Annotated in this window: 24 protein-coding genes and 1 tRNA gene; 8 read left to right on the top strand and 17 right to left on the bottom strand. The window is 44.5% G+C overall.

Annotation, left to right across the window (positions count from 1 at the left end; all coding sequences use genetic code 11):
- Positions 1-174: 174 nt before the first annotated feature.
- The 4 genes from AC622_RS06700 to AC622_RS06685 form a co-directional block, all read right to left on the bottom strand.
- Positions 175-996, bottom strand: coding sequence for a protein phosphatase 2C domain-containing protein (locus tag AC622_RS06700; protein WP_049670361.1), 822 nt, complete (start codon positions 994-996; stop codon positions 175-177).
- Positions 983-1,441, bottom strand: a complete 459-nt coding sequence (locus AC622_RS06695; protein WP_082197048.1) for an HIT family protein — start codon at positions 1,439-1,441, stop codon at positions 983-985. The genes AC622_RS06700 and AC622_RS06695 overlap by 14 nt, the downstream gene beginning before the upstream one ends.
- A gap of 98 nt (positions 1,442-1,539) precedes the next feature.
- On the bottom strand, positions 1,540-2,496 hold the full coding sequence (locus AC622_RS06690; RefSeq protein ID WP_049670359.1) for a cation diffusion facilitator family transporter: 957 nt from the start codon (positions 2,494-2,496) through the stop codon (positions 1,540-1,542).
- A gap of 24 nt (positions 2,497-2,520) precedes the next feature.
- Positions 2,521-2,832 carry an ArsR/SmtB family transcription factor gene (locus AC622_RS06685; protein ID WP_049672825.1) on the bottom strand — a complete coding sequence of 104 codons (312 nt, stop codon included), beginning with the start codon at positions 2,830-2,832 and terminating at the stop codon, positions 2,521-2,523.
- A 453-nt stretch (positions 2,833-3,285) separates the two neighbouring features.
- Here AC622_RS06685 and AC622_RS06680 point away from each other — a divergent pair.
- Positions 3,286-3,358, top strand: a tRNA-Lys gene (locus AC622_RS06680).
- Between the two features lie 280 nt (positions 3,359-3,638).
- On the opposite strand, the gene AC622_RS06675 is transcribed toward AC622_RS06680, so the two are convergent.
- On the bottom strand, positions 3,639-3,857 hold the full coding sequence (locus AC622_RS06675) for a hypothetical protein (RefSeq protein ID WP_049670358.1): 219 nt from the start codon (positions 3,855-3,857) through the stop codon (positions 3,639-3,641).
- A 42-nt stretch (positions 3,858-3,899) separates the two neighbouring features.
- Positions 3,900-4,580 (bottom strand): MBL fold metallo-hydrolase, encoded by a 681-nt coding sequence (locus tag AC622_RS06670; RefSeq protein WP_049670357.1) that lies wholly within the window; start codon positions 4,578-4,580, stop codon positions 3,900-3,902.
- A gap of 97 nt (positions 4,581-4,677) precedes the next feature.
- On the opposite strand from AC622_RS06670, the gene AC622_RS06665 reads away from it, so the two are divergent.
- Genes AC622_RS06665 through AC622_RS06655 form a run of 3 tightly spaced genes read left to right on the top strand, consistent with a single transcriptional unit; the run spans position 4,678 to position 6,045 of the window.
- Positions 4,678-5,142 (top strand): hypothetical protein, encoded by a 465-nt coding sequence (locus tag AC622_RS06665; RefSeq protein WP_049670356.1) that lies wholly within the window; start codon positions 4,678-4,680, stop codon positions 5,140-5,142.
- A gap of 5 nt (positions 5,143-5,147) precedes the next feature.
- Entirely contained in the window at positions 5,148-5,549 is a 402-nt protein-coding gene (locus tag AC622_RS06660) for a ribosomal maturation YjgA family protein (protein ID WP_053103722.1), read from the top strand.
- A complete protein-coding gene (locus AC622_RS06655; protein WP_049670354.1) occupies positions 5,539-6,045 on the top strand; it encodes a GNAT family N-acetyltransferase in 507 nt (168 codons plus the stop codon). Before AC622_RS06660 ends, AC622_RS06655 begins: the two co-directional genes overlap by 11 nt.
- Here the strand turns inward: AC622_RS06655 and AC622_RS06650 are convergent.
- The 5 genes from AC622_RS06650 to AC622_RS06630 all read right to left on the bottom strand — a co-directional run bounded on the left by AC622_RS06650 (position 6,037) and on the right by AC622_RS06630 (position 9,079).
- Positions 6,037-7,047: an aldo/keto reductase gene (locus AC622_RS06650; protein WP_231589590.1), complete on the bottom strand. Its 1,011-nt coding sequence runs from the start codon at positions 7,045-7,047 to the stop codon at positions 6,037-6,039. The genes AC622_RS06655 and AC622_RS06650 overlap by 9 nt on opposite strands.
- Before the next feature lie 9 nt (positions 7,048-7,056).
- Complete coding sequence (locus tag AC622_RS06645; protein WP_049670352.1) at positions 7,057-7,575, bottom strand: YfiT family bacillithiol transferase; 519 nt, start codon at positions 7,573-7,575, stop codon at positions 7,057-7,059.
- Between the two features lie 120 nt (positions 7,576-7,695).
- Entirely contained in the window at positions 7,696-8,118 is a 423-nt protein-coding gene (locus AC622_RS06640; RefSeq protein ID WP_049670351.1) for a hypothetical protein, read from the bottom strand.
- 64 nt (positions 8,119-8,182) lie between these two features.
- Entirely contained in the window at positions 8,183-8,479 is a 297-nt protein-coding gene (locus AC622_RS06635; RefSeq protein WP_049670350.1) for a hypothetical protein, read from the bottom strand.
- Between the two features lie 33 nt (positions 8,480-8,512).
- Positions 8,513-9,079, bottom strand: a complete 567-nt coding sequence (locus AC622_RS06630) for a GNAT family N-acetyltransferase (RefSeq protein ID WP_439802067.1) — start codon at positions 9,077-9,079, stop codon at positions 8,513-8,515.
- Positions 9,080-9,162: 83 nt separating this feature from the next.
- Between AC622_RS06630 and AC622_RS06625 the strand changes: the two genes are divergently transcribed.
- Positions 9,163-9,564 carry a GNAT family N-acetyltransferase gene (locus AC622_RS06625; RefSeq protein ID WP_049670348.1) on the top strand — a complete coding sequence of 134 codons (402 nt, stop codon included), beginning with the start codon at positions 9,163-9,165 and terminating at the stop codon, positions 9,562-9,564.
- A 32-nt stretch (positions 9,565-9,596) separates the two neighbouring features.
- Here AC622_RS06625 and AC622_RS06620 read toward each other — a convergent pair whose 3' ends face one another.
- Together AC622_RS06620 and AC622_RS06615 are read right to left on the bottom strand one after the other, a co-directional pair.
- The gene (locus tag AC622_RS06620) at positions 9,597-10,262 is read right to left on the bottom strand and encodes an HAD family hydrolase (protein WP_049670347.1); all 666 of its coding nucleotides are present in this window, start codon (positions 10,260-10,262) and stop codon (positions 9,597-9,599) included.
- 17 nt (positions 10,263-10,279) lie between these two features.
- The gene (locus AC622_RS06615; RefSeq protein WP_049670346.1) at positions 10,280-10,735 is read right to left on the bottom strand and encodes an NUDIX domain-containing protein; all 456 of its coding nucleotides are present in this window, start codon (positions 10,733-10,735) and stop codon (positions 10,280-10,282) included.
- 158 nt (positions 10,736-10,893) lie between these two features.
- Between AC622_RS06615 and AC622_RS06610 the strand changes: the two genes are divergently transcribed.
- On the top strand, positions 10,894-11,400 hold the full coding sequence (locus AC622_RS06610) for a GNAT family N-acetyltransferase (protein ID WP_049670345.1): 507 nt from the start codon (positions 10,894-10,896) through the stop codon (positions 11,398-11,400).
- On the opposite strand, the gene AC622_RS06605 is transcribed toward AC622_RS06610, so the two are convergent.
- Positions 11,401-12,156: an SDR family oxidoreductase gene (locus AC622_RS06605; protein WP_049670344.1), complete on the bottom strand. Its 756-nt coding sequence runs from the start codon at positions 12,154-12,156 to the stop codon at positions 11,401-11,403. It lies immediately after the preceding gene.
- A 136-nt stretch (positions 12,157-12,292) separates the two neighbouring features.
- On the opposite strand from AC622_RS06605, the gene AC622_RS06600 reads away from it, so the two are divergent.
- Together AC622_RS06600 and AC622_RS06595 are read left to right on the top strand one after the other, a co-directional pair.
- A complete protein-coding gene (locus tag AC622_RS06600) occupies positions 12,293-12,841 on the top strand; it encodes a copper resistance CopC family protein (RefSeq protein ID WP_049670343.1) in 549 nt (182 codons plus the stop codon).
- A 2-nt stretch (positions 12,842-12,843) separates the two neighbouring features.
- Entirely contained in the window at positions 12,844-13,938 is a 1,095-nt protein-coding gene (locus AC622_RS06595; protein WP_049670342.1) for a copper resistance D family protein, read from the top strand.
- 405 nt (positions 13,939-14,343) lie between these two features.
- Here AC622_RS06595 and AC622_RS06590 read toward each other — a convergent pair whose 3' ends face one another.
- The 3 genes from AC622_RS06590 to AC622_RS06580 form a co-directional block, all read right to left on the bottom strand.
- On the bottom strand, positions 14,344-15,429 hold the full coding sequence (locus AC622_RS06590) for an L-dopachrome tautomerase-related protein (RefSeq protein WP_049670341.1): 1,086 nt from the start codon (positions 15,427-15,429) through the stop codon (positions 14,344-14,346).
- A 115-nt stretch (positions 15,430-15,544) separates the two neighbouring features.
- Entirely contained in the window at positions 15,545-16,798 is a 1,254-nt protein-coding gene (locus tag AC622_RS06585) for an exo-beta-N-acetylmuramidase NamZ family protein (RefSeq protein WP_049672824.1), read from the bottom strand.
- Positions 16,799-16,823: 25 nt separating this feature from the next.
- Positions 16,824-18,911, bottom strand: a complete 2,088-nt coding sequence (locus AC622_RS06580) for a glycoside hydrolase family 3 protein (protein WP_049670340.1) — start codon at positions 18,909-18,911, stop codon at positions 16,824-16,826.
- Between the last annotated feature and the right edge of the window lies 1 nt (position 18,912).

The following is an 18,912-nucleotide window of genomic DNA, read 5'->3' as shown; positions in this document are numbered from 1 at the left end:
ATGAGAATCTCTGTCGGCTTTCGCCCTTAAATGAAGAAAGGGCGATGATTTCATTCAGAAATCATCGCCATCCAAGTACGAACAATCAGAAAAGACAAGCTAAGGTTCATTTTTTAACCAAAACCCGGATTTTTTATAAGATATTTGCTAAAAACCAACCCCTTGATGACATTTTTACTTTTCAGAGCCTCTGAAATCACTCGGCATTGTCACTTCCTTCATCACATCGACTGTCCATGTTAGGATCGTCGTACTGTCCCTCACTCCATTTTCCTGGATAGTCTTTAACATTGAAAGCACATTATGTTGTTCCCCTTCATCATCAAATGATTCCGTAATTCTCATAGGATCAGCAAACGGTTCGTTCGGGCATTCGACCAGACCATCTGTTGTGAGAAAAAGGCGGTTCTCTCCTTTCCTCAATTCCCTGATTCCCGTACTGTAGCATGGAACCTCCTGCTCGAACGTATTCACTTGCCCAATCCATTCATAGAACTGCCGCTGATTCACCTGATATTGGCCGAGCGCAGCCAAGTCTGGATGGAACAGATAAAGAAGGCAGTCTCCAACAGAAAACCACCATATATACTTATCCTTTCTCACCAATATTAAGCAGGCTGTTTCCCCTTGTACTTTTCGGCAAATGGATAGGAAATCTGGCGATTGAAACATACATACAATCTTCTCTTCTATCTTTTTAAAGGTTTGCAGAACAGTTTCAGATAATAATAGCTTTTGAATTTGACTTTTTTCACGGGTAAACAGTTCAATCATTTGTTCCGCACTTTCTGCTGTGTTATGCGCATCTACTATCATCGTGAATTCCCAATTCTCATCAGAATCCACCCAAATGAGGCATCCATCCTCATTTTTATACTGGCCTGCACTGGAATTCCCGCCATAACGTCCAACCACAATCGGTCCTATCTGATGGACAGTGGGCTTATCCAGAAAAGCTTCGATGCTTCCAACCCAGCTTAATTCATTCCTGCTCATATGGATGTTCCTCAAGATAACTGGCTATACGACGGCATAGTTCCACAACAGCCTGATTCCTTCCCATCGGAGCCTCTTCCCAATCGTACACATCCATGGGTCCCCAATATTCCTTCGGGGTATTCGGATAGCGTGCAACGAGATGCATATGCAGATGCGGAACGGAATTTCCAGAGACGAGTGAATAAATATGCTCTGCCCCTTCTGACTCCTTCAGTGCTTTACTGACCCTTGACATCATGACACCGAAAGCCTTAGCTTCGTCGATGGTCATCTCTGCTAGTGTCGGGACATGTCTTTTCAAATCAATCATGATATGCCCTAAATAATTTGGTCTGCCGTTCCGGTCAATATGCCCAACATAAAGATACTGGTCTTCATAAATGGCCACTCCAGCCGTTTCGATGTTACCTGCATGCTTCTCACATATAAAACAACTCTTCACAACTATCCCCCCTTATATAGTTGAAAAGAATTTTAACACATCATGCAGAATATTCCATTTGTTTTCACAAAAAAACACGCCACAAAGGCGTGCTTTTCTCAATGATGATGATGGTGATGATGGCCGTGTCCGTCTTCCCCCTTCGCTTTGCAAAGAAGGGAATCCTCATGAAGATGACCAGGGGTTTCGAGCTGGATCGTGACATGCTGAATGCCGATATGACCGAGGTCATGCTCGATATCCTGGAGCATTTTTTCACTTTCTGCAATGGTTAAGTTGCTGTCTACGACTGCGTGGCAGGACATCGCGTTAAATCCGCTCGTGATGGACCAGACGTGAAGGTCATGAATCCCTTTGATGCCCTTCTTCCCTTCAATCGTCTCGATGACGTTCTGAACATCTACATTCGTTGGTGTCCCCTCCATTAAGACGTGCAAGCTGGATTTTGTGACATAATACCCACTGCGAAGCACAAGCACGGCCACAATGACACTTGCAAGCGGATCCGCCCAGCCCCAGCCGAAGAACATCATGAGAAGGGCCGCCGCAATTGCTCCTATCGACCCAAGCATATCACTAAGCACATGCAGGTAGGCTCCGCGCATATTCAAGTTTTCTTCTGTCCCTCCGCCTCTCATCATGAACCAGGCAACAAATATATTAACCAATAATCCGATGATGCTAATCGCAAGCATGCCTGAAGTCGCAACCTCAGGTGGATTGGCGAACCGCTCAATCGCTTCATAAAAAATATAAAGGGCAATTAAGATGAGGGTTACCCCATTCAAAACAGCGGCCAATATTTCAAAGCGTTTATACCCATATGTCTTGCTTTGACTTGGTGTCTTTTCCCCTAACATAAAAGCAAGGAGGGCAATTCCAAGTGATACGGAATCACTTAGCATATGTCCCGCATCTGATAAAAGGGCCAAGCTATTCGTCAAATAACCTCCAACCGCTTCCACAAACATAAAGGCCGTTATAATGATAAAGGATACTAGCAGCACCTTTTTATTCGATGTATGTGCATGTGAATGGTCATGATCATGTCCCATGTAAATCTCCTCCTTGATGTTTCTTTAATGATGGGCAGCATGTTCGATTGCCTGCATTAAAAGATGCATAATATGATCGTCATCCTTAGAATAGTATAATGTCGTGCCCTCTCTCCTGAATTTCACTAAGCGGAGCTGCTTCAAAAAACGCAATTGATGGGATACGGTTGATTGCCCTAAGTTTAGAAGATCGGCAATTTCTGTGACGGAATGTTCCTCTGTACAAAGCAAATTCAAGATACGAATTCTTGTCGGATCACTCAACGCCTTAAAGGTTTGTGACACAAGAAATAATGTTTCTTCATCCAAATCTCCACAAGGTTTATTTTCCTCCATCAAGATAAGTTACACCTCCAGCCTGCTACTATTTATATGTGAATATATGAGTATGTGTTCATATATAAATTATATGCCTCTTATCTTGTCTCATCAACCCGATTAGTGAAATAAATGAAGGTAATAATTCGTTCATAATAAAAAGGGGCAAATTCTAGTTTTCACCGAATTTGCCCGCATAATTCATTTTATTGTTGAGTTAGAATTGGTTTATATCGGAAAAAGCGTCCCCAACTCGATTTCCCTTTTTGCTTTAGAGAATCCCTATAATCATGATGGAAGCGAAAAATCACGCTATAAACATTTTTTAGGCATAATATCCTTTTGGTGTTTATCACGGTGAAAACGCTTCATTTTCAACCCCTTTATCCTTCCAAATGCTCTAAAAATTAACACAAGCAATTATTTTGCAAATCTTATTACGCTATGTATATAATAAATACATAATCTAACGGGGTATTAGCTTAGCTGGTAGAGCAGTTGACTCTTAATCATCAGGTCGTAGGTTCGAGTCCTACATACCCCATTCATAAAGAAGGAGCCGATTCTTATTAAACGAATCGGCTCTTTCTTTATCCTCAAATCTTTTCTCTCCTCTGTTCTCAACGATTCCCTCTGCCAGAATCAGTGATTTTCATACCTGCACCATTCTTTTCCATAACGCCCCACGCCTTGTGTGAAGGCCCGCACCACCCATTGACATTTCCCTGGAAATATATTCTCCCTTTTGCGTGGTACTTATCTTATAGATTTAGTTACCCCTTAAATAAAACCTCTAAAATATCGAGTAAATTCTTTCCGAACTCCTATATTTCGCCACAACGGTAAGCCGTCATTAAATTAGCCCTGATTCCATTTATGCCCTTCCAATCAGCAAATTCCTTAGGCATTTCCAATCGAGAAAGGAACGTCTCCATATCTTCATTCTTTTCATGTGCTTCCTTCGCCTTTTCCATTAAAAAGCTTAAATAATGAAGCAGATCCTCACATAAAGACTGATCGCCTGCGTTTCCATGTCCAGGCACAAAGGTCTCAATCTCCAGTTGTTTTACGCTTTGCAAAATGGATTAAAGCTGAATCGGGTCTACAATAGGGAGATGCAGTCTTTCCGTCAGCAAATCGCCCATGAAGGCGATTTTCACATCGGGTATGTACATGAACGTATCACTCGGGGTATGGCCTCCCCCGTAACACACGATTTCCACCTGGCGCTTCGTACCTCTAATCATCAGCTTTTCCTCAAAAATGAAAGTAGGAAGGATGATTTCCAAAATCGGCAGGTCTTCCAATAATTTCGCTATCTCTTCATATTGATTCACGAAGCTTGCCTTCATGATTTCATCCACTATTTTCATCTGCTGATTCTTTAGGTGCAGCAGGTAGTCCCTCATCTCCTGCTCTTCCTTTTCAAGTTCACCCATTTGGTTTTCAAGACCTAATCTAAGCGTCTCAGAGGTCGCAATGATCGGTACATCCTTAAAGGCTTGATTGCCAAACACATGGTCACCGTGATAATGGCTGTTCACAAGATATTTGACAGGCTTACCTGTTATCTCTTCAGCCTGTCTTCTCAGCTCTATTCCGGCAGAAGGCGTTCCGAGTGAATCAAACACCAGCACCTCTTCCCCTAAGTCAACGATGCCGGCATTACTCCACGCTCCTTGTCCCGGCTTTGCCATAGCGGCATAGATTCCATCAGCTAATATATGCAAAGTGAAATAACTTGTCTCTTTTATGAGATTTTTCATCCTCCATCCTCCCTTTGACAATAAGTATGTTCCCACACCCAAACCCTAACATTAAATGGTAAAATGATTGTATAGTCTTATAGAAAGGAGTGATTCTATGAAGCGAATAGCGGTCATTGTCCTCTCCGTTATACTTTGCGGCACCATCTTATCGTATTTCTTTCGTGATACAAGCGGAGAATTTATTGTCTGGGCTGCTCTGCCCTTACTTCTAGTCCTTCTAGTCATAGATAGACAAAAAGATCCATTTTCAGAATTAATTAGACCTCATACATTTTTTATGTCTTCTTTTATGGTGATTATCTGTCTACTCGGAATCGAATTCAATCAGTCTCCTGTTTTTCTGCTTGCTGTATATCTGCCAGGTTGGTTTCTGATTCATGCCTGGCGTGAGCATCTATATGACAAGGAAACCGCAAAAGCCGTCGAGAAAGCCTTTTCCGAGAAAAGACCAGAGGACATTAAGCAGGCCCTTGAATTTCTTGCCTATGATGACCGGTATGAAAAGCTCAAGAACGGACACATATGGTATAATGAGCTTCAAAAAATGATTAAAGAGTGATAATGATGAGTAAAAGGCTGTACTATCTATCGGGCTTCCTTGGCACCATCGTGTTCGGTCTCCTATCAAGAAGGCTCGGAGACATACTGCCGGGCTTTCTGGCAGACCATGCCGGTGATGCAATATGGGCGATGATGGTTTATTTTGGTTTCCGTTTCCTCTTGTCTAACAGGGCACCGGGCTTATCCGTCATACTCAGCCTTTGCTTTTGCTTTGCCATAGAATTCAGTCAGCTTTATCAGGCAGATTGGATCAATGCTATCAGAAGCACAACCATCGGAGCGCTTGTGCTCGGAAAAGGATTCTTGATGATTGATCTTATTCGTTATACAGCCGGAATGGTCATTGCCTATGTGTTGGATCAGATGTTAGTCAAAGATAGAAAAGAGGAGAAAAATGGAATGTAGAAAAGCTGAACACGCTGACCTTTCTCGAATCATGGAAATCATTAAGGATGCGCAAGAAAGCTTAAAGGAGCTCGGAATTGACCAATGGCAGAATGGATACCCGTCTAAGGAAGTCATTCTTCACGATATGGATTGCGGCTATGGGTATGTCTTCCTTGAAGAAGGGAACATCATCGCAACCGCTGCTGTCTCCTTTGACGGAGAAGAAACGTATGAAAGGATCTATGAGGGTGACTGGCTCTCCACAGGGAATTATGCGGTTATCCACCGTTTGGCTGTAGCACGAAATCATAAAGGCAAAGGCCTCTCTCATGAGGTCATGAGGCAGATTGAACTTCTCTGCCTGCACTACCGTCTTCCAAGTATCAAAATTGACACGCATGAAGATAATTCTCCTATGCAGCATGTCATCAAGAAAAACGGATATACGCATTGCGGCGTAATTTATGTAGAGGATGGAACGAAACGGTCAGCCTTCGAGAAATTATTAAATTAGAATGGCCTCTATATTTTCTTCTACATGTTCCTTTCTTTTCATGCCGACCATGGCAGCAAGAATACCTTCTGTTTGAAGGACAGTGGACAAGGCTTGCTTTTTCTCCGGCACGGCTCCTGCCTGCAATGGGGAGCTCACGGTAACATGAATCCCTAATTCATGAGCAGCTTCTATCACGGTCAGCCACCTTCCTTTTACCCGCTGATTCTGAAACTGCCGTGCTTCAGGTTTATCTGGGTTCAGCGGTAATTGGATGAAAACAAAATGATGCTCTTCTCCCCCTGCTTCTCTCGCACAAGTGATGATTCTTTCAAGTGACAAATAGCCCACTGCCTCAGGCGAACTGATCAGCCCATCCCACGTGGCGATTCCATAATGCCTGATATGCCCGAGTGCCGCCTCATCCTCCAGCTTCACAAACAACCGTGTAAGCTGCCGGTAAAATTCTCTTTCTCCAAGGGGAATCAAGGAATACTCTGGATTGTGCACAAAATAGAGATCGATTGTCTCGATATTCATATGTTTCCGGCTCTCCCCAATCGCGAACTCAAAATAAGACGGGCTCAATACATGCTTATAATGATTCAAGACTTGAATCTCATCCGGTTGAATGATTTCTCTCTTCAGCAGGACTTCACGAAGATAATTCTTCGGCACCAGCGCGGCATCAATATCTCCTGGAAGAATGCCTGCTTTCGTGGAAATGACAATCTCTTCTCTCTTCAAGTGTCCAGCCGCTGCTGCCTCCGTCAAACATTCCCCAATATCCCGCTCCGACCTCATCCCCCGATAATTCAAGGCCGTATCCACCATATTTATGCCTCTATCAACAGCACAAAGAATCGCCTCTTGATAAAGCAGCGAATCCACCCTGTTCATTTCCCCTAAATGCGTGCCAATGGCCAGCGGCGAAACGGAAAACGACCCTGCCTTTCTGCTCATGACGCCCTTTCTTTTAAGAAACGCACCTGCTTCCTGTACCTGTGCATACCCTGGAATCATCCCAATCACTCACCAACCCTTCTGCTCAAGCAAGGACGTAATATGGGCAAGATGATGCTTCCCATGCCACGCATACATCCCGATATTTTGATAAGTCAAGACTTCCCCTAAATCTGGATGAATGAATGTCTTCTCCATTTCTGATTGACTCAAAGTACGAAGCAGCTCAGCCCAGCGTTTATGCAACCCTTTCAAAAGCAGCAAAGAACCTTCAACAGAGAATTGATAATCATTCAACTCAGCCCATTTCGTTTCATCATACGTTTTAACGACAGGACTTTCCTCTGTTAATGCAAGCTTCAAGCGAATATAGGCATTCATATGACTATCAGCGAGATGATGAATGACCTGGCGAATCGTCCATCCATCCAGACGGTAGGGCGTATCAAGCTGTTCGTCATCTAAATCTTTTACAGCATCCTGCAGCATACGCGGCAGTTCTTCAATCTCCTTGACCCACTTATTAACCACTTCCATATCCATCTCACCATCATATTGAAACGAGCCGATTGGGTATCTCACATCCATCCTTTATTCCTCCTCACTATGGTAAAATTACCTTATTCTACATCCCTTCCATGAATTCCTTTTCTCAAACCGTCGACCACAAGAAAAAGGACATCAATCCTTCTCGATTAATGCCCTCTATTATTCGATTTTTTCATTCAAACGATGTCTATATTTCTTTGAAACAATGAATTCAGTAATCGGCAAAGTAATCCACGCTAGTCCAATCACAATGACTAAAGGAATATTTTCCAAATCATTCATAGCTGTGAAACCTTCAGATATGAATAAAATGAGAATCATCATGATTAATAAGACGAAGTAGCTGATTTTTGAGCTTAAGAGAGTGATATATTTCTCCCTTTCATCCTTTTCCCCTTCTTGCTTTCCATCTATCTCTCCCCACGTCATCGCTTGAAATAAGAAGCCAATTCCTAGGGATAGAAAGAAGATGGCAGAAGGGTTCAGTGTTTTCTCTGTTAGCCACTCATAAATGCCTGAAGTGCCAATGGCTGTGATAAGCACGATAGAAGCTGCTATACTGATATTTTTGACCGTTAACATGTATTTCTCCCCAATCTTCCTTCTTTCACTCACTAACACTTACATCACCGAACAGAGAAGCCCATCAATAAAAAAGGCCAAACAATAATCCCGCAAGCAAGATCGAGATGCCTTGTATTTGCCAAAAGGCATGAAGTGTTGCTTGCTCCTTCCTTGCCGCTATTGATAGGTGCAGCGAGATACATACGATAGAAAAGCAAACGCCCACACTCAAGCTGGTCAAAGCGAATGGAACAATTCCAGACAGCCTCGTTTGATATAAGAACTCGGATAAAACAAATAGTGGAATCCCAGCCCAGAACCCGGTTGTGGTGATTAAGAGAAAGATTGTCATAAAAATAAGCATGAATGTATGGTACATTCGCATGATATTCTCCTATACAGCTCGACTCTATTAAACATTCCCTTTAGATAATGGAAATTCCTCCTTGAATCTGCTCATAATGAGAGTATCATAGTAGGTTCCATCAGATAACCGCTTATCCTTCTTCAAGATTCCTTCCACTTCGAACCCGTTTTCCTCATAAAGATGGATCGCTTTTGTGTTTGTTTTAAGGACGGTTAACGTGATTTTTTCAAGCCCAATTTCATCTGCCCATTTGATTGACTCTTCAAGTAAGTGTCTGCCTATGCCATGTCCCCAGAATTCTTGAAGAACGCATACCCCAAATTCTGCTCTATGGGCGCTTCTCCTTAAATCATTCCCAATACAGCGGGAGAACCCGGCAATCTGCCCTTTTGCTTCTGCAACTAGGAACAAATGGTTCTCCTTTTCGTCATCTTGCTCTATGATGCGGCTGAATGCCTCGGAATCTAAATAATCTTCACCTCGTTCCCGGTCCATATATACGGTTTCTCCATCAATCCTCAGCCTGACTTCCGCTAATTCCTTTGCATCCTCTTTCCGTGCCTGCCGAATGACATAAGACCATTCCTGTTGATAGAATTCTTTCTGAAACATCTTCAATTATTCACCCCTTCGTCAGCAGGATATCTGCTGATTTTTGTCGAAATAGTAGGTTATCTGAAGGCAGGAGGTGCCATATGGGAGAGATTCATTACCGAAAAAATGAACGAATTACCGCCGAGCAGCTGGCAGAGGTATTCAAGGCTTCAGGCATACGAAGACCCGTAGAGGATAAGCCAAGGCTTGAGAGGATGCTCCATCATGCTGATATTCTGATTACAGCCTGGGATAACGAGCGTCTGGTCGGTGTTGCCAGGGCCTTAACGGATTATAGCTACTGCTGCTATTTATCTGACTTGGCAGTGGACCAAGAGTACCAGCATAAAGGCATCGGCAAGGAGCTGATACAGGAAGTGAAAAGGGAGATTGGCGAAGAAGCTGCCCTTATTTTGCTTGCCTCTCCCATTGCAATGGACTATTATCCGAAAATTGGCTTCAATTGCATTGAAAACGGCTATATCATTCCGCGTAAATGCTAAGAGAGATGGGAAATTCCCACCTCTCTTATTGCTTATTTGAGAGAGCTGATAAATTCGATTACACGATCAAGCTCCATATCCTTCTTTGAATTTAAGCGTAAGACCACTCGTTCATCAAAGATTAATCCCTTTGTGACTTCATTCGGTACGATGACACATGGGATATTGGCACGAATGGCAGCAAGCGAACCATTTGCGGAATCCTCAAAAACGATTGCCTCATCCGGTTTAATGTCAAAATGACTTAATACCTTTTCATACAGCTCTGGATCTGGTTTTACATTTTTGACGTCATCTGATGTACAGATGACATCAAAAAGAGAAATGTCGAGTCCGATGACACCAAGATACTTTTCAATCCATCTTCTAGACGAACTGGAGGCGATGGCTACTTTTAGCCCAAGCTCCTTCCCTCTCTCTATGTATTCCTTTACACCCTCTCTCACACTCTCGCCCTCTACGATTTTTTCAAAAAAGCTTTCACGTTCAGCCATGAGATCGTTCATATTTAAGTGCGGAACAGCTGCCATCAATGAAGCATACGGGTCATATGTCGAGATGGTACCGATAATCTTCAGCCATTCTTCTTTCGGGAATGTCACCCCGTATTTTGCATAGAGCTCCTCGAAGGATTTCAGCTCACATGTTTCTGTATCAAAGATTAATCCATCAAAATCAAAAATAATTGCCTTAATCATCCTGTATTCTTCCCCCTCTAATTGATATCGCCCAAGTAGAATGGGCTTTTCTCTGTATTGGTGAGTATGGCTCCAAGCTTCTTTGGATAAACAGGGATAGTCTTGAGCTCTGTTAACGGAATCCATTCCACACCTACCTGATAATCATCCGGTCTGGTTGGCTGGCCGTGATTCTCCTGTGGACTGGCTAGCTTACATGCAAAGAAAAATTCAACCTGATGGATATCCTTGTCATAGGAGGCATGCTCATGATTCTTTCCAATGTATTCCCGGATATGAAGCAGCTCGCCGATCATTATTTCCTGGCCAATCTCCTCGATGCATTCCCGTTTCAAGGCATCCTCCAATGTCTCGCCATGCTCCTGACCGCCGCCGGGAAACAGATAGAATAGGACATCTTCATGCTGATTCTTTGTCAACAGTACAGAGCCATCCTTTATAATGATGGCTTTTGCTGAATTCCGTATGGGCATATTAACCTCAACTCCCTTTTCATTACCACACTCTTTTAATCGATTCCTATTCCATCATGCGGAATAGGCTTTTTCGCTGTCAAGCTTATTGTAAAAATATTCACGCATTATAGTATAATAGATTATACTTTGAATAATTTTCCAAAACGGAGGTCGTCATGATTGAAATTACACTTGCTGACTTAACTCATGTAAAAGGAATCCAGGATGTATGCTCCGCAGGCTATCGCGCAACCTATCCAGACCTGCGATCTGAAGACTATATCGAACGGGTCATTAAGGAATTTTACAATGTGGAGCGCATTGAAAAAGAAGTGACCGAACACTCCCGCGAATGGGGCGGATATTTTGTCGCCGTCGAAAACGGGAAAGTCATCGGTGCCGCAGGAGGCGGAATGGTTCATGAGACACTTGGTGAACTCTATGTCCTCTATCTAGATCCAGACCGCCGCGGCGAAGGAATCGGCACACTTCTCCTCAATGCCGTCACTGCCCAGCAGAAGGAATGGGGGGCGACTGAGCAGCGAGTAGCTGTAGCCAAAGACAATCAGAAAGCGATTCCTTTCTATGAAGCACGCGTATTCCGTTTCATGGCTGAGAAAAGAAGTTATTCCAGCAGCGAACAGGATGGGTATGTAAGCTTGCATTACAGCAGGCGAATTTAATTACCCACGCAGGAATCCTCCCTCCGAATGAATCACCTGGCCCGTAATCCATCCGGCTTCTTCACTGGCTAAAAAGCCAATCAGTTTAGCGGCGTCAGTCGGCTGGCCAATACGGCCCATCGGAAATTTAGGCAATAAATGCTCACGTATTCCTTCATCCATCCAGGTGGAATCAGTCGGTCCCGGATTCACCGCATTAACCGTTATGTCCTCATGCGCGAGCTCTGCTGACAATGTTTTCATGAAGGCTGTAATGGCTCCCTTCGTGGCTGCATAAGCAAGCTCGCCTGGCATTGGGCCAAGATCCTGCCCAGAGGTGAGATTGATAATTCTTCCGCCTTGCATTCCAGCTTCTTTTAAGCGGCGGGCAAATTCCACCGAAAGCAGGAAGGTAGTCCTCATATTGACCTGATAATGCTCATCCAAGATTGTTGCATCCAAATTCTCATATCCATCCCGAACGGAATGGGCTGCATTATTCACCAATACGACAGGAATACCAATGGATGATTGAGCGGTATTGAGCAGCTGCACCGCGGCATCCGCCTCAGATAGATCCATCTCTACTCCTTCACACCGCACACCTGATCCCTCCAATTCCCGCTGCAATATACCTATCCACTTCTGGTCCGCCTTCCAATGCGTAAAGAACACATCAAAGCCTTGGCTGGCCAGCTGACGGCAAATAGCGGTCCCAATATCCCTTGAGTCACTCGCACCGGTGACCAGGGCAGCCTTCCTCTGTACTTGTGTCAAAATTGTTTCCTCCTCAATCTTTTAACATGAAACCAGTGGTCTTTCAGTTAGACAATCTCATTTGGCTTTTGATACGATTAGGTTGATTCGTCCACAATCTACATAGAAAACCATAATTTGCCAAGAGGAGATATGTATGAGTAAAAAAATTGCAGGCATTTTGGCCTTAACCTTTCTGTTGTTCACTGATCATGCTTGGGCACACACAGCCCTAAAGGAGTCTACTCCTGCTGCCGGTGATGAAATAACAACGCCCCTTCAAGAATTGACGCTTATATACTCCACGAAGGTGGAAGAAAACAGCAAGGTTACCGTAACCGGGACAGACGGAAATGAGAAACAAATAGAAAGCGTCAACATCAATCAGGATACGATTACCGTCAAGATGGCAGAGCCTTTAGCTAATGATACCTATGTGGCAGCCTGGGACATCATTGGTGCTGACGGCCATCCAATCAAGGATTCTATTGAATTCACGGTCAATGTTCCCGTAACAGAGGATAAAGAGCCAGAAACAGAAGGAATAGAGGAAGAGGCAACAGAGGAAGCAGCACCAGAACCTAAAGTGACAGAGGATCAACAGGCCAAGAACGATGAAGGGTCTGCGGTTATGCCAGTCATCATTGGAGTGGCTGCCATCATCTTGGCCGGCAGTCTCTGGCTAATGTTTAGAAGGAAGAAATAAAGATGCTGATTCTTGTCATCATTAGCCAAGCCCTGCTCTATCTCTGCTTTGCCGTACTAATGGGGAGCTTCATTCTCCTTCTTATTCCATCAGCTTACCGGCCTGAAATCCATATCCGCAAAGCCTGGCTTTTGCTCGCATCCGGAGGAATTGCCTTTCTTTCATTCGTACCGGTTTGGCAAATCATCGCCTACTTATATGATGGAATTAACTTAGGGTCGGTTCTACAATCCGTGCTGTTTACCTTTGAAGCCGGCAAGGCATGGATATTGACTTACTTTATTGCGACCTTCCTGTTTCTATTCCTTGTCTGGTTCGATTATGACAGGAAACCGGGTTACGCCTGGGTCGGTATGACCATGACGCTCATGCTGATTATTGCGATGGGCTGGTCAAGTCATGCCAGTTCATACGACCAGGTTGTCGGCTTTCTGAGCCATACCATTCATGTAACGGTCGTCAGTATTTGGACTGGCATTCTCCTTATGGTCAGCTGGTTTTCAAAAAACCATGCGAACTGGGCCAAGTTCCTAGCCTGGTTCACACCTGTTGCGGTTATTTGTTTTCTTGGGACAGCCGTAACTGGTCTTGTACTGATGAATTTTGCTATCGAATTCAAGGACTATGTGAACAGCTGGATGCTGCCGTACGGTCAAGCCTTACTGCTAAAGCATCTATTGATTATCCCGCTTTTCCTCTATGCCTTCATCAACAGCCTATTAATAAGAAGGAAAGTGAAGGCCTCACCTGAGTGGGATCCGCGCCAATGGGTGAAGTGGGAGAGCGTCATCATCCTGCTGATTTTCACTGTAACCGCCTCATTAGGACAGCAGGCCCCGCCACATGAAGTGACCATTACAGAGAATATGGTGTCCGATATGTTCTTATTATTCTATCAAGGAACCTTCCAAACCAATCTCATCGTTCATTGGGCACCGGGCGGGACAAGCATCGCGCTCTTCCTGATGACCATCATGTTTGCCGTATTAATGATTACCTCTTATATAAGGAAATTCCCTCCCCTTGGTACCTTCTTGATGGGAATGATGGTTGTTCTATGCGGATACTGCGGGTTGATTTGGAGCTTGCAATCGTAGAAGACGAACGATTAATGTTCGTCTTTTTTTATTGGTTAAACCCTCAGTGCATCTGAAACTCAAACTTGGATTAGTTTTGGCGTTATCCAGGTTAAAAAATCGATAATTTCTTCCAAAAAAGCCTCGGCTTGTCAAAATTTAATCTTACGGCGTAGAGGAGACTACTTTTCTTCCTTAAATCTAGCTTGCTTCCGGTAGTTTAAGAAAGAAATCCAATCGTTTAAGGGCGAACGGATGTATTTAAGGGCGGAAATGAGGAGGTATGGGCGATAGCCAGTCTGTATGGGCACTTTTCTTGATATAAGGGCGAAGATGTGATTCTTAGCTCCATAACCTCTTATTAAATGGACAGCTCCTCTCTTCTTAAACAATCATTAAAGGTGTAACCGTAGATAGAACTCAATCTCAAAAGGCGGGTGCAGGCCCTTCGTCAATTTTTAAACGAAGTAAACCATAGGGCTTTTGCCTGAGGTCTCTTCCATAATGATATTTTGCCTGCCGATGCAATTGATTCACAATGAAATAGAGGTAGTGATCCGGACCAATGGACAGGGTATCCGCCCATAAAATTCTTGGGTCATGGGCAATGGTTTCCATGCGGCCGTCCGGCCAGATTTTCCGAATACTATTATTCTCATAGTCTCCAACATATACAGACCCTTTCGCATCGGTAATCAGTCCATCAGATGCGCCCTTTTCTCCCCAGTACTCCACATGATAGGGTAAATCCGCATCCGCTATCGATTGGTCTCTAAGGGCTTCCGTTGATATCGCGTACAGATGACGGCTTGTCAATGGGCAGAAAAACAGTCTCTTCCCATCAGGGGAAATGGCAATCCCATCAGCTGAAATGCTCAAAGGAGAAGTGGAGCCGTCTTCCAATCGGTTCATCAAGATTTCCCCTTCTACTTTTGGTATAAAATAAGGGTCAGGCGAAGTGGATGCCGCTCCATTTAATCTCCTAAACGCTGATCCGTCATCTAAATTCAAGACGATAATGCCCCCTGGTCCCTCAGAGGAAGAATCCGTTATATAAGCAATCCCTGCTTTACCCACACGAAAATCAAAGCGAACATCATTCAAATACGTTGTTGGCAGGAGCACATCCTCTGAGAAGGGATATACTTTTCTGATTGTATTGGTTTTTAAATCAACAGCGATTAATTTCGCTCCCCCTATTATGGGCTGTGAAAAATTCGGCGCAGCCGTGTCCAATATCCAAAGAGTGCCTATCCCATCAGCAATGACACTTTGCACACTAATGAAGGAAGCGGTGAGGTTCCCCTGTTTAGCTGTGTTTGTCTCAATATTCGGATATGGCACCAATTGGCCACCTGTTATTTCAGCTACCGTAAACGGTACATCATCTCCCCATTTTGGAAAGCAAACAAATATACGACCTGTTTCTGACACAGTCACACCAGTAGGCATCGCTCCATAAAAGGCATAAACGAGCTCTAATTGACCAAAGTATCTTTCACTAGGTAACATGACAGCAGCATTCCCCCTCAGCTAATTAAAACCGGATTGTATAAAGGATATGGACCACTGTACAAAAAAAGAAGCTTAAAAAGGATTCTCTCCCCTTCAAGCTTCTTCCCTTCTATTAATAAAGCAAATACTTCGAGCGTACCTTCAGGAATCCCTTCAAATCCCGCTCCCACTTCTGCTTGATTTGCTTGACTGATTTCCCTGCTTCAATATCATCGCGAACCCAGCCATTACCGATGAGCAAGTCGAAAAAGGAAATACCCTTGCTGTCCTCAGCCCGGAATTCAAATTCTTCCGGATACAGATCATGGACAGTCTTGACGATATGGAGTCCCGTCTCAAGTGGAACGAAATCATCATAATCTGTGATATGAACCTGTACACCATGAGTCAGCACTCCGCTGTGCTTGGAGAATGTCGGCGTAAAGGAGGCTGCTCGGAATTCAACGCCTTTCAGCTTCAGCTTGTTCAGCTCTCTGGCAAGCTCGGTGCTGTTTATGAACGGGGCTCCGAGCAATTCGAAAGGCTTGGTCGTGCCGCGCCCTTCCGATAGATTCGTTCCTTCAATCAATCCGGTTCCCGGATAGACATAAGCCGTATCAAGCGTTGGCATATTCGGTGACGGAAGCACCCACTCAAGTCCTGTATCCTCATAATTCATCTGTCTCTTCCAATTCTTCATTTTCACGACCTTCAAATCTGCGCCAATGCGGAACTCCTTATTAAATAGCTTGGCCAGTTCCCCGACAGTCATCCCGTGTCTGAGCGGGATTTCATATTGGCCGATAAAAGAGGCGTACTCAGGAGCTTCTAGAACTGGACCTTCTACCTTCAGCCCGCCTAGCGGATTCGGACGGTCAAGGACGACGAACGGAATTCCCTTTTCCTTAGCTGCTTCCATCGCCAATGCCATTGTGTAAATATACGTATAGAAGCGTGTACCGACATCCTGGATGTCAAATACGAGTACATCGACATCTTCGAGCATCTCTAGAGTTGGTTTCCGCGTCTTTCCGTAAAGGCTGTAAACCGGAAGACCGGTCGTTTCATCAATATAGAAATCGACATAGCTTCCAGCCTGAGCATCGCCCCTTACCCCATGCTCTGGACCATAAAGGGCCGTGAGATTAATATCCTTATCCTGATAAAAGCGGTCCACGATGCTGTTCAAGTCTTTGTCAACACCGGTGGGATTCGTAATCAGGCCGACCCTTTTCCCTTTCAGCACATCATTCTCACTGCTTAAAACAACATCGACGCCAAGCTTCAATTCCTTCGACTTATGCTTCCCCTTCTGGCCAGCTTGGACGAAAGAAATGGTCGATAAAATCATAACAAGCGTGAACAGTACGGCAAAACTTTTCTTCAGCATAATAAGCCTCCTTCAAGATTAATTAGTAGGATAACCCATGGCCAAATGGATATAAAGTTCCCCCTTGGTCGTTTGGAATCGTGACAGGGAGTTTACCGCTCGGGTTGATTTCTCCGAAAATGGCTGCGGCAGCCGCCTTAAAGCTTGCGGTCCTGAATCCGTATTGGGCGATATATGCATCCACCTCTGGATAAGACATAATGTCATATGGGTTGCGAATCGCCACCGCAATCGCCGGTGCCTCATAGTTCGCAATTAGATCATTGATTCGCTGCATTTGCGGATGGCTTGGCAGTCTTGCGGCCACATTCGATGTATGGCTGCCGATGATGATATAATCTGCCTCACGCAGCTGCACCTTTTGTGCCTCTGTCAGTTGATAACTTGATGGGAGATTAATGACACTCGTGCCTGCATGCTTTTCTTTAATGGCATTGTATAGGTCTTGGTTATAAGTAGAACCAATAACGACAATCTTCGCTGATTGCTCCAATCCTCTTAACGGCAGGACATTCTCAGCATTCTTGACTAATGTAATGGATTTCTCAGCAGCTGTTTTCTCAATGGCTTTATGTTCAGGGGAGCCCACTGTCTGCAGTGCCTCTGCGATACGGTCCTCAATCGGATCAGGTGATTCTTCCTTGAAGATACCGCGCTTGATCTTGAGTGAAAGGATTCGTTTCACGGAAGCATTGATTCGTTTTTCCTTAATCTCTCCGCTCGAAATGGCCTCAAGTAATCCGGCCCGTACCGCCTCAAGCCCTACCGGCATGAGAACAATATCTGTTCCTGCCTTGACCGTCATGATAGCTGCATCGACCGTTCCATAATGTTCAGTGATAGCTCCCATATTCATGGCGTCAGTTACAATTAAGCCATCATAATTCATTTCCTCCCTGATCAGACCCGTTAGAATTCTGTGGGAGAGAGTAGCTGGCAACGAAACTTCTTCACCGGTCTTTTTGGAGATAACCTTCGTCTCATCAATCTTAGGGAAGGTGATATGTGCCGACATGATTGCATCCACCCCTGCATTCATCGCCTGCTGGAATGGATAAAGTTCCACTTCCCTCAAACGGTCCATATCATATGGAACCTCCGGAAGTCCAACATGGGAATCAACCTCCGTATCACCATGACCTGGGAAATGCTTAGCCGTTGCGATTGTACCGGTTTCCTGCATCCCTTCTATATAAGCGGTGCCAAGCTCAGCGGTGAGCTGTGGGTTCTCACTGAAGGAGCGTACGCCAATGACCGGGTTGTCAGGATTATTATTCACATCAAGCGAAGGGGCAAAGTTCGTATTGATGCCGAGTGAGCCGAGCTCCTCGCCAATTGCGCGCGCCACATCTTTTGTGATTTTACTAGAGCGTGTCGCGCCCAGCGCCATATTGCCCGGCATATCTGTGCCGGATTGAAGTCTTGTGACAATCCCGCCCTCTTGGTCAATCGAGATAAACATTCCGTATTTCTCCGAAGCCTTTTGATAGGCATCCACAAGACGGGCCGTTTGCTCGGTCGTGACGACATTCTCACGGAAAAGGATTACCCCTCCCAAATCAAAGTCTTTCACTTGCTGTTCAATTTCCGGAAGCATTTCTGTCACGTTCTGACCTTTCCAATTTCGGTAATCAGGCATGAGCATTTGTCCGAGTTTTTCCTCAATCGTCATTTTGCTGACTGCATAATCAGCAAGCTTGTACCGTTTCTGCTTCATGGTACGGAAGGAAGCTTTCCCCTTCTTGTCTACTGTTAGAAACGCTGTATCGCTTTTCTTGCCGGATTTAGCATGAATAACCGCTATCCCGGATTTCCCCGTCAGCGTCAATGTTCCTGCTGCCGTTATCTTCGCTATTTTCTTATTTGCGACCGACCATTTCACGTCATCTGTCTTGGTAAAATGACCATCCTTATATACCTTTATCGCTTCCATTTGCACACTTTTTCCGGCAATATGACGCTCAACTTCAGGCAGGTTTTGATAGATCACAACATCCTGAATGCCATCATCCGGCTTTGGCGGCTTATTCTTAGATGGACTGCTGAAGCCTGCTGTCAAAATGACGCTCAACCCTAGTAAAAGCAAGAACCATTTCCTCTTTCTCATCATT

The sequence above is a fragment of the Bacillus sp. FJAT-27916 genome (assembly GCF_001183965.1).
GTDB lineage: Bacteria > Bacillota > Bacilli > Bacillales > Pradoshiaceae > Pradoshia.
This window is presented reverse-complemented; position numbering and strand designations above follow the sequence as displayed.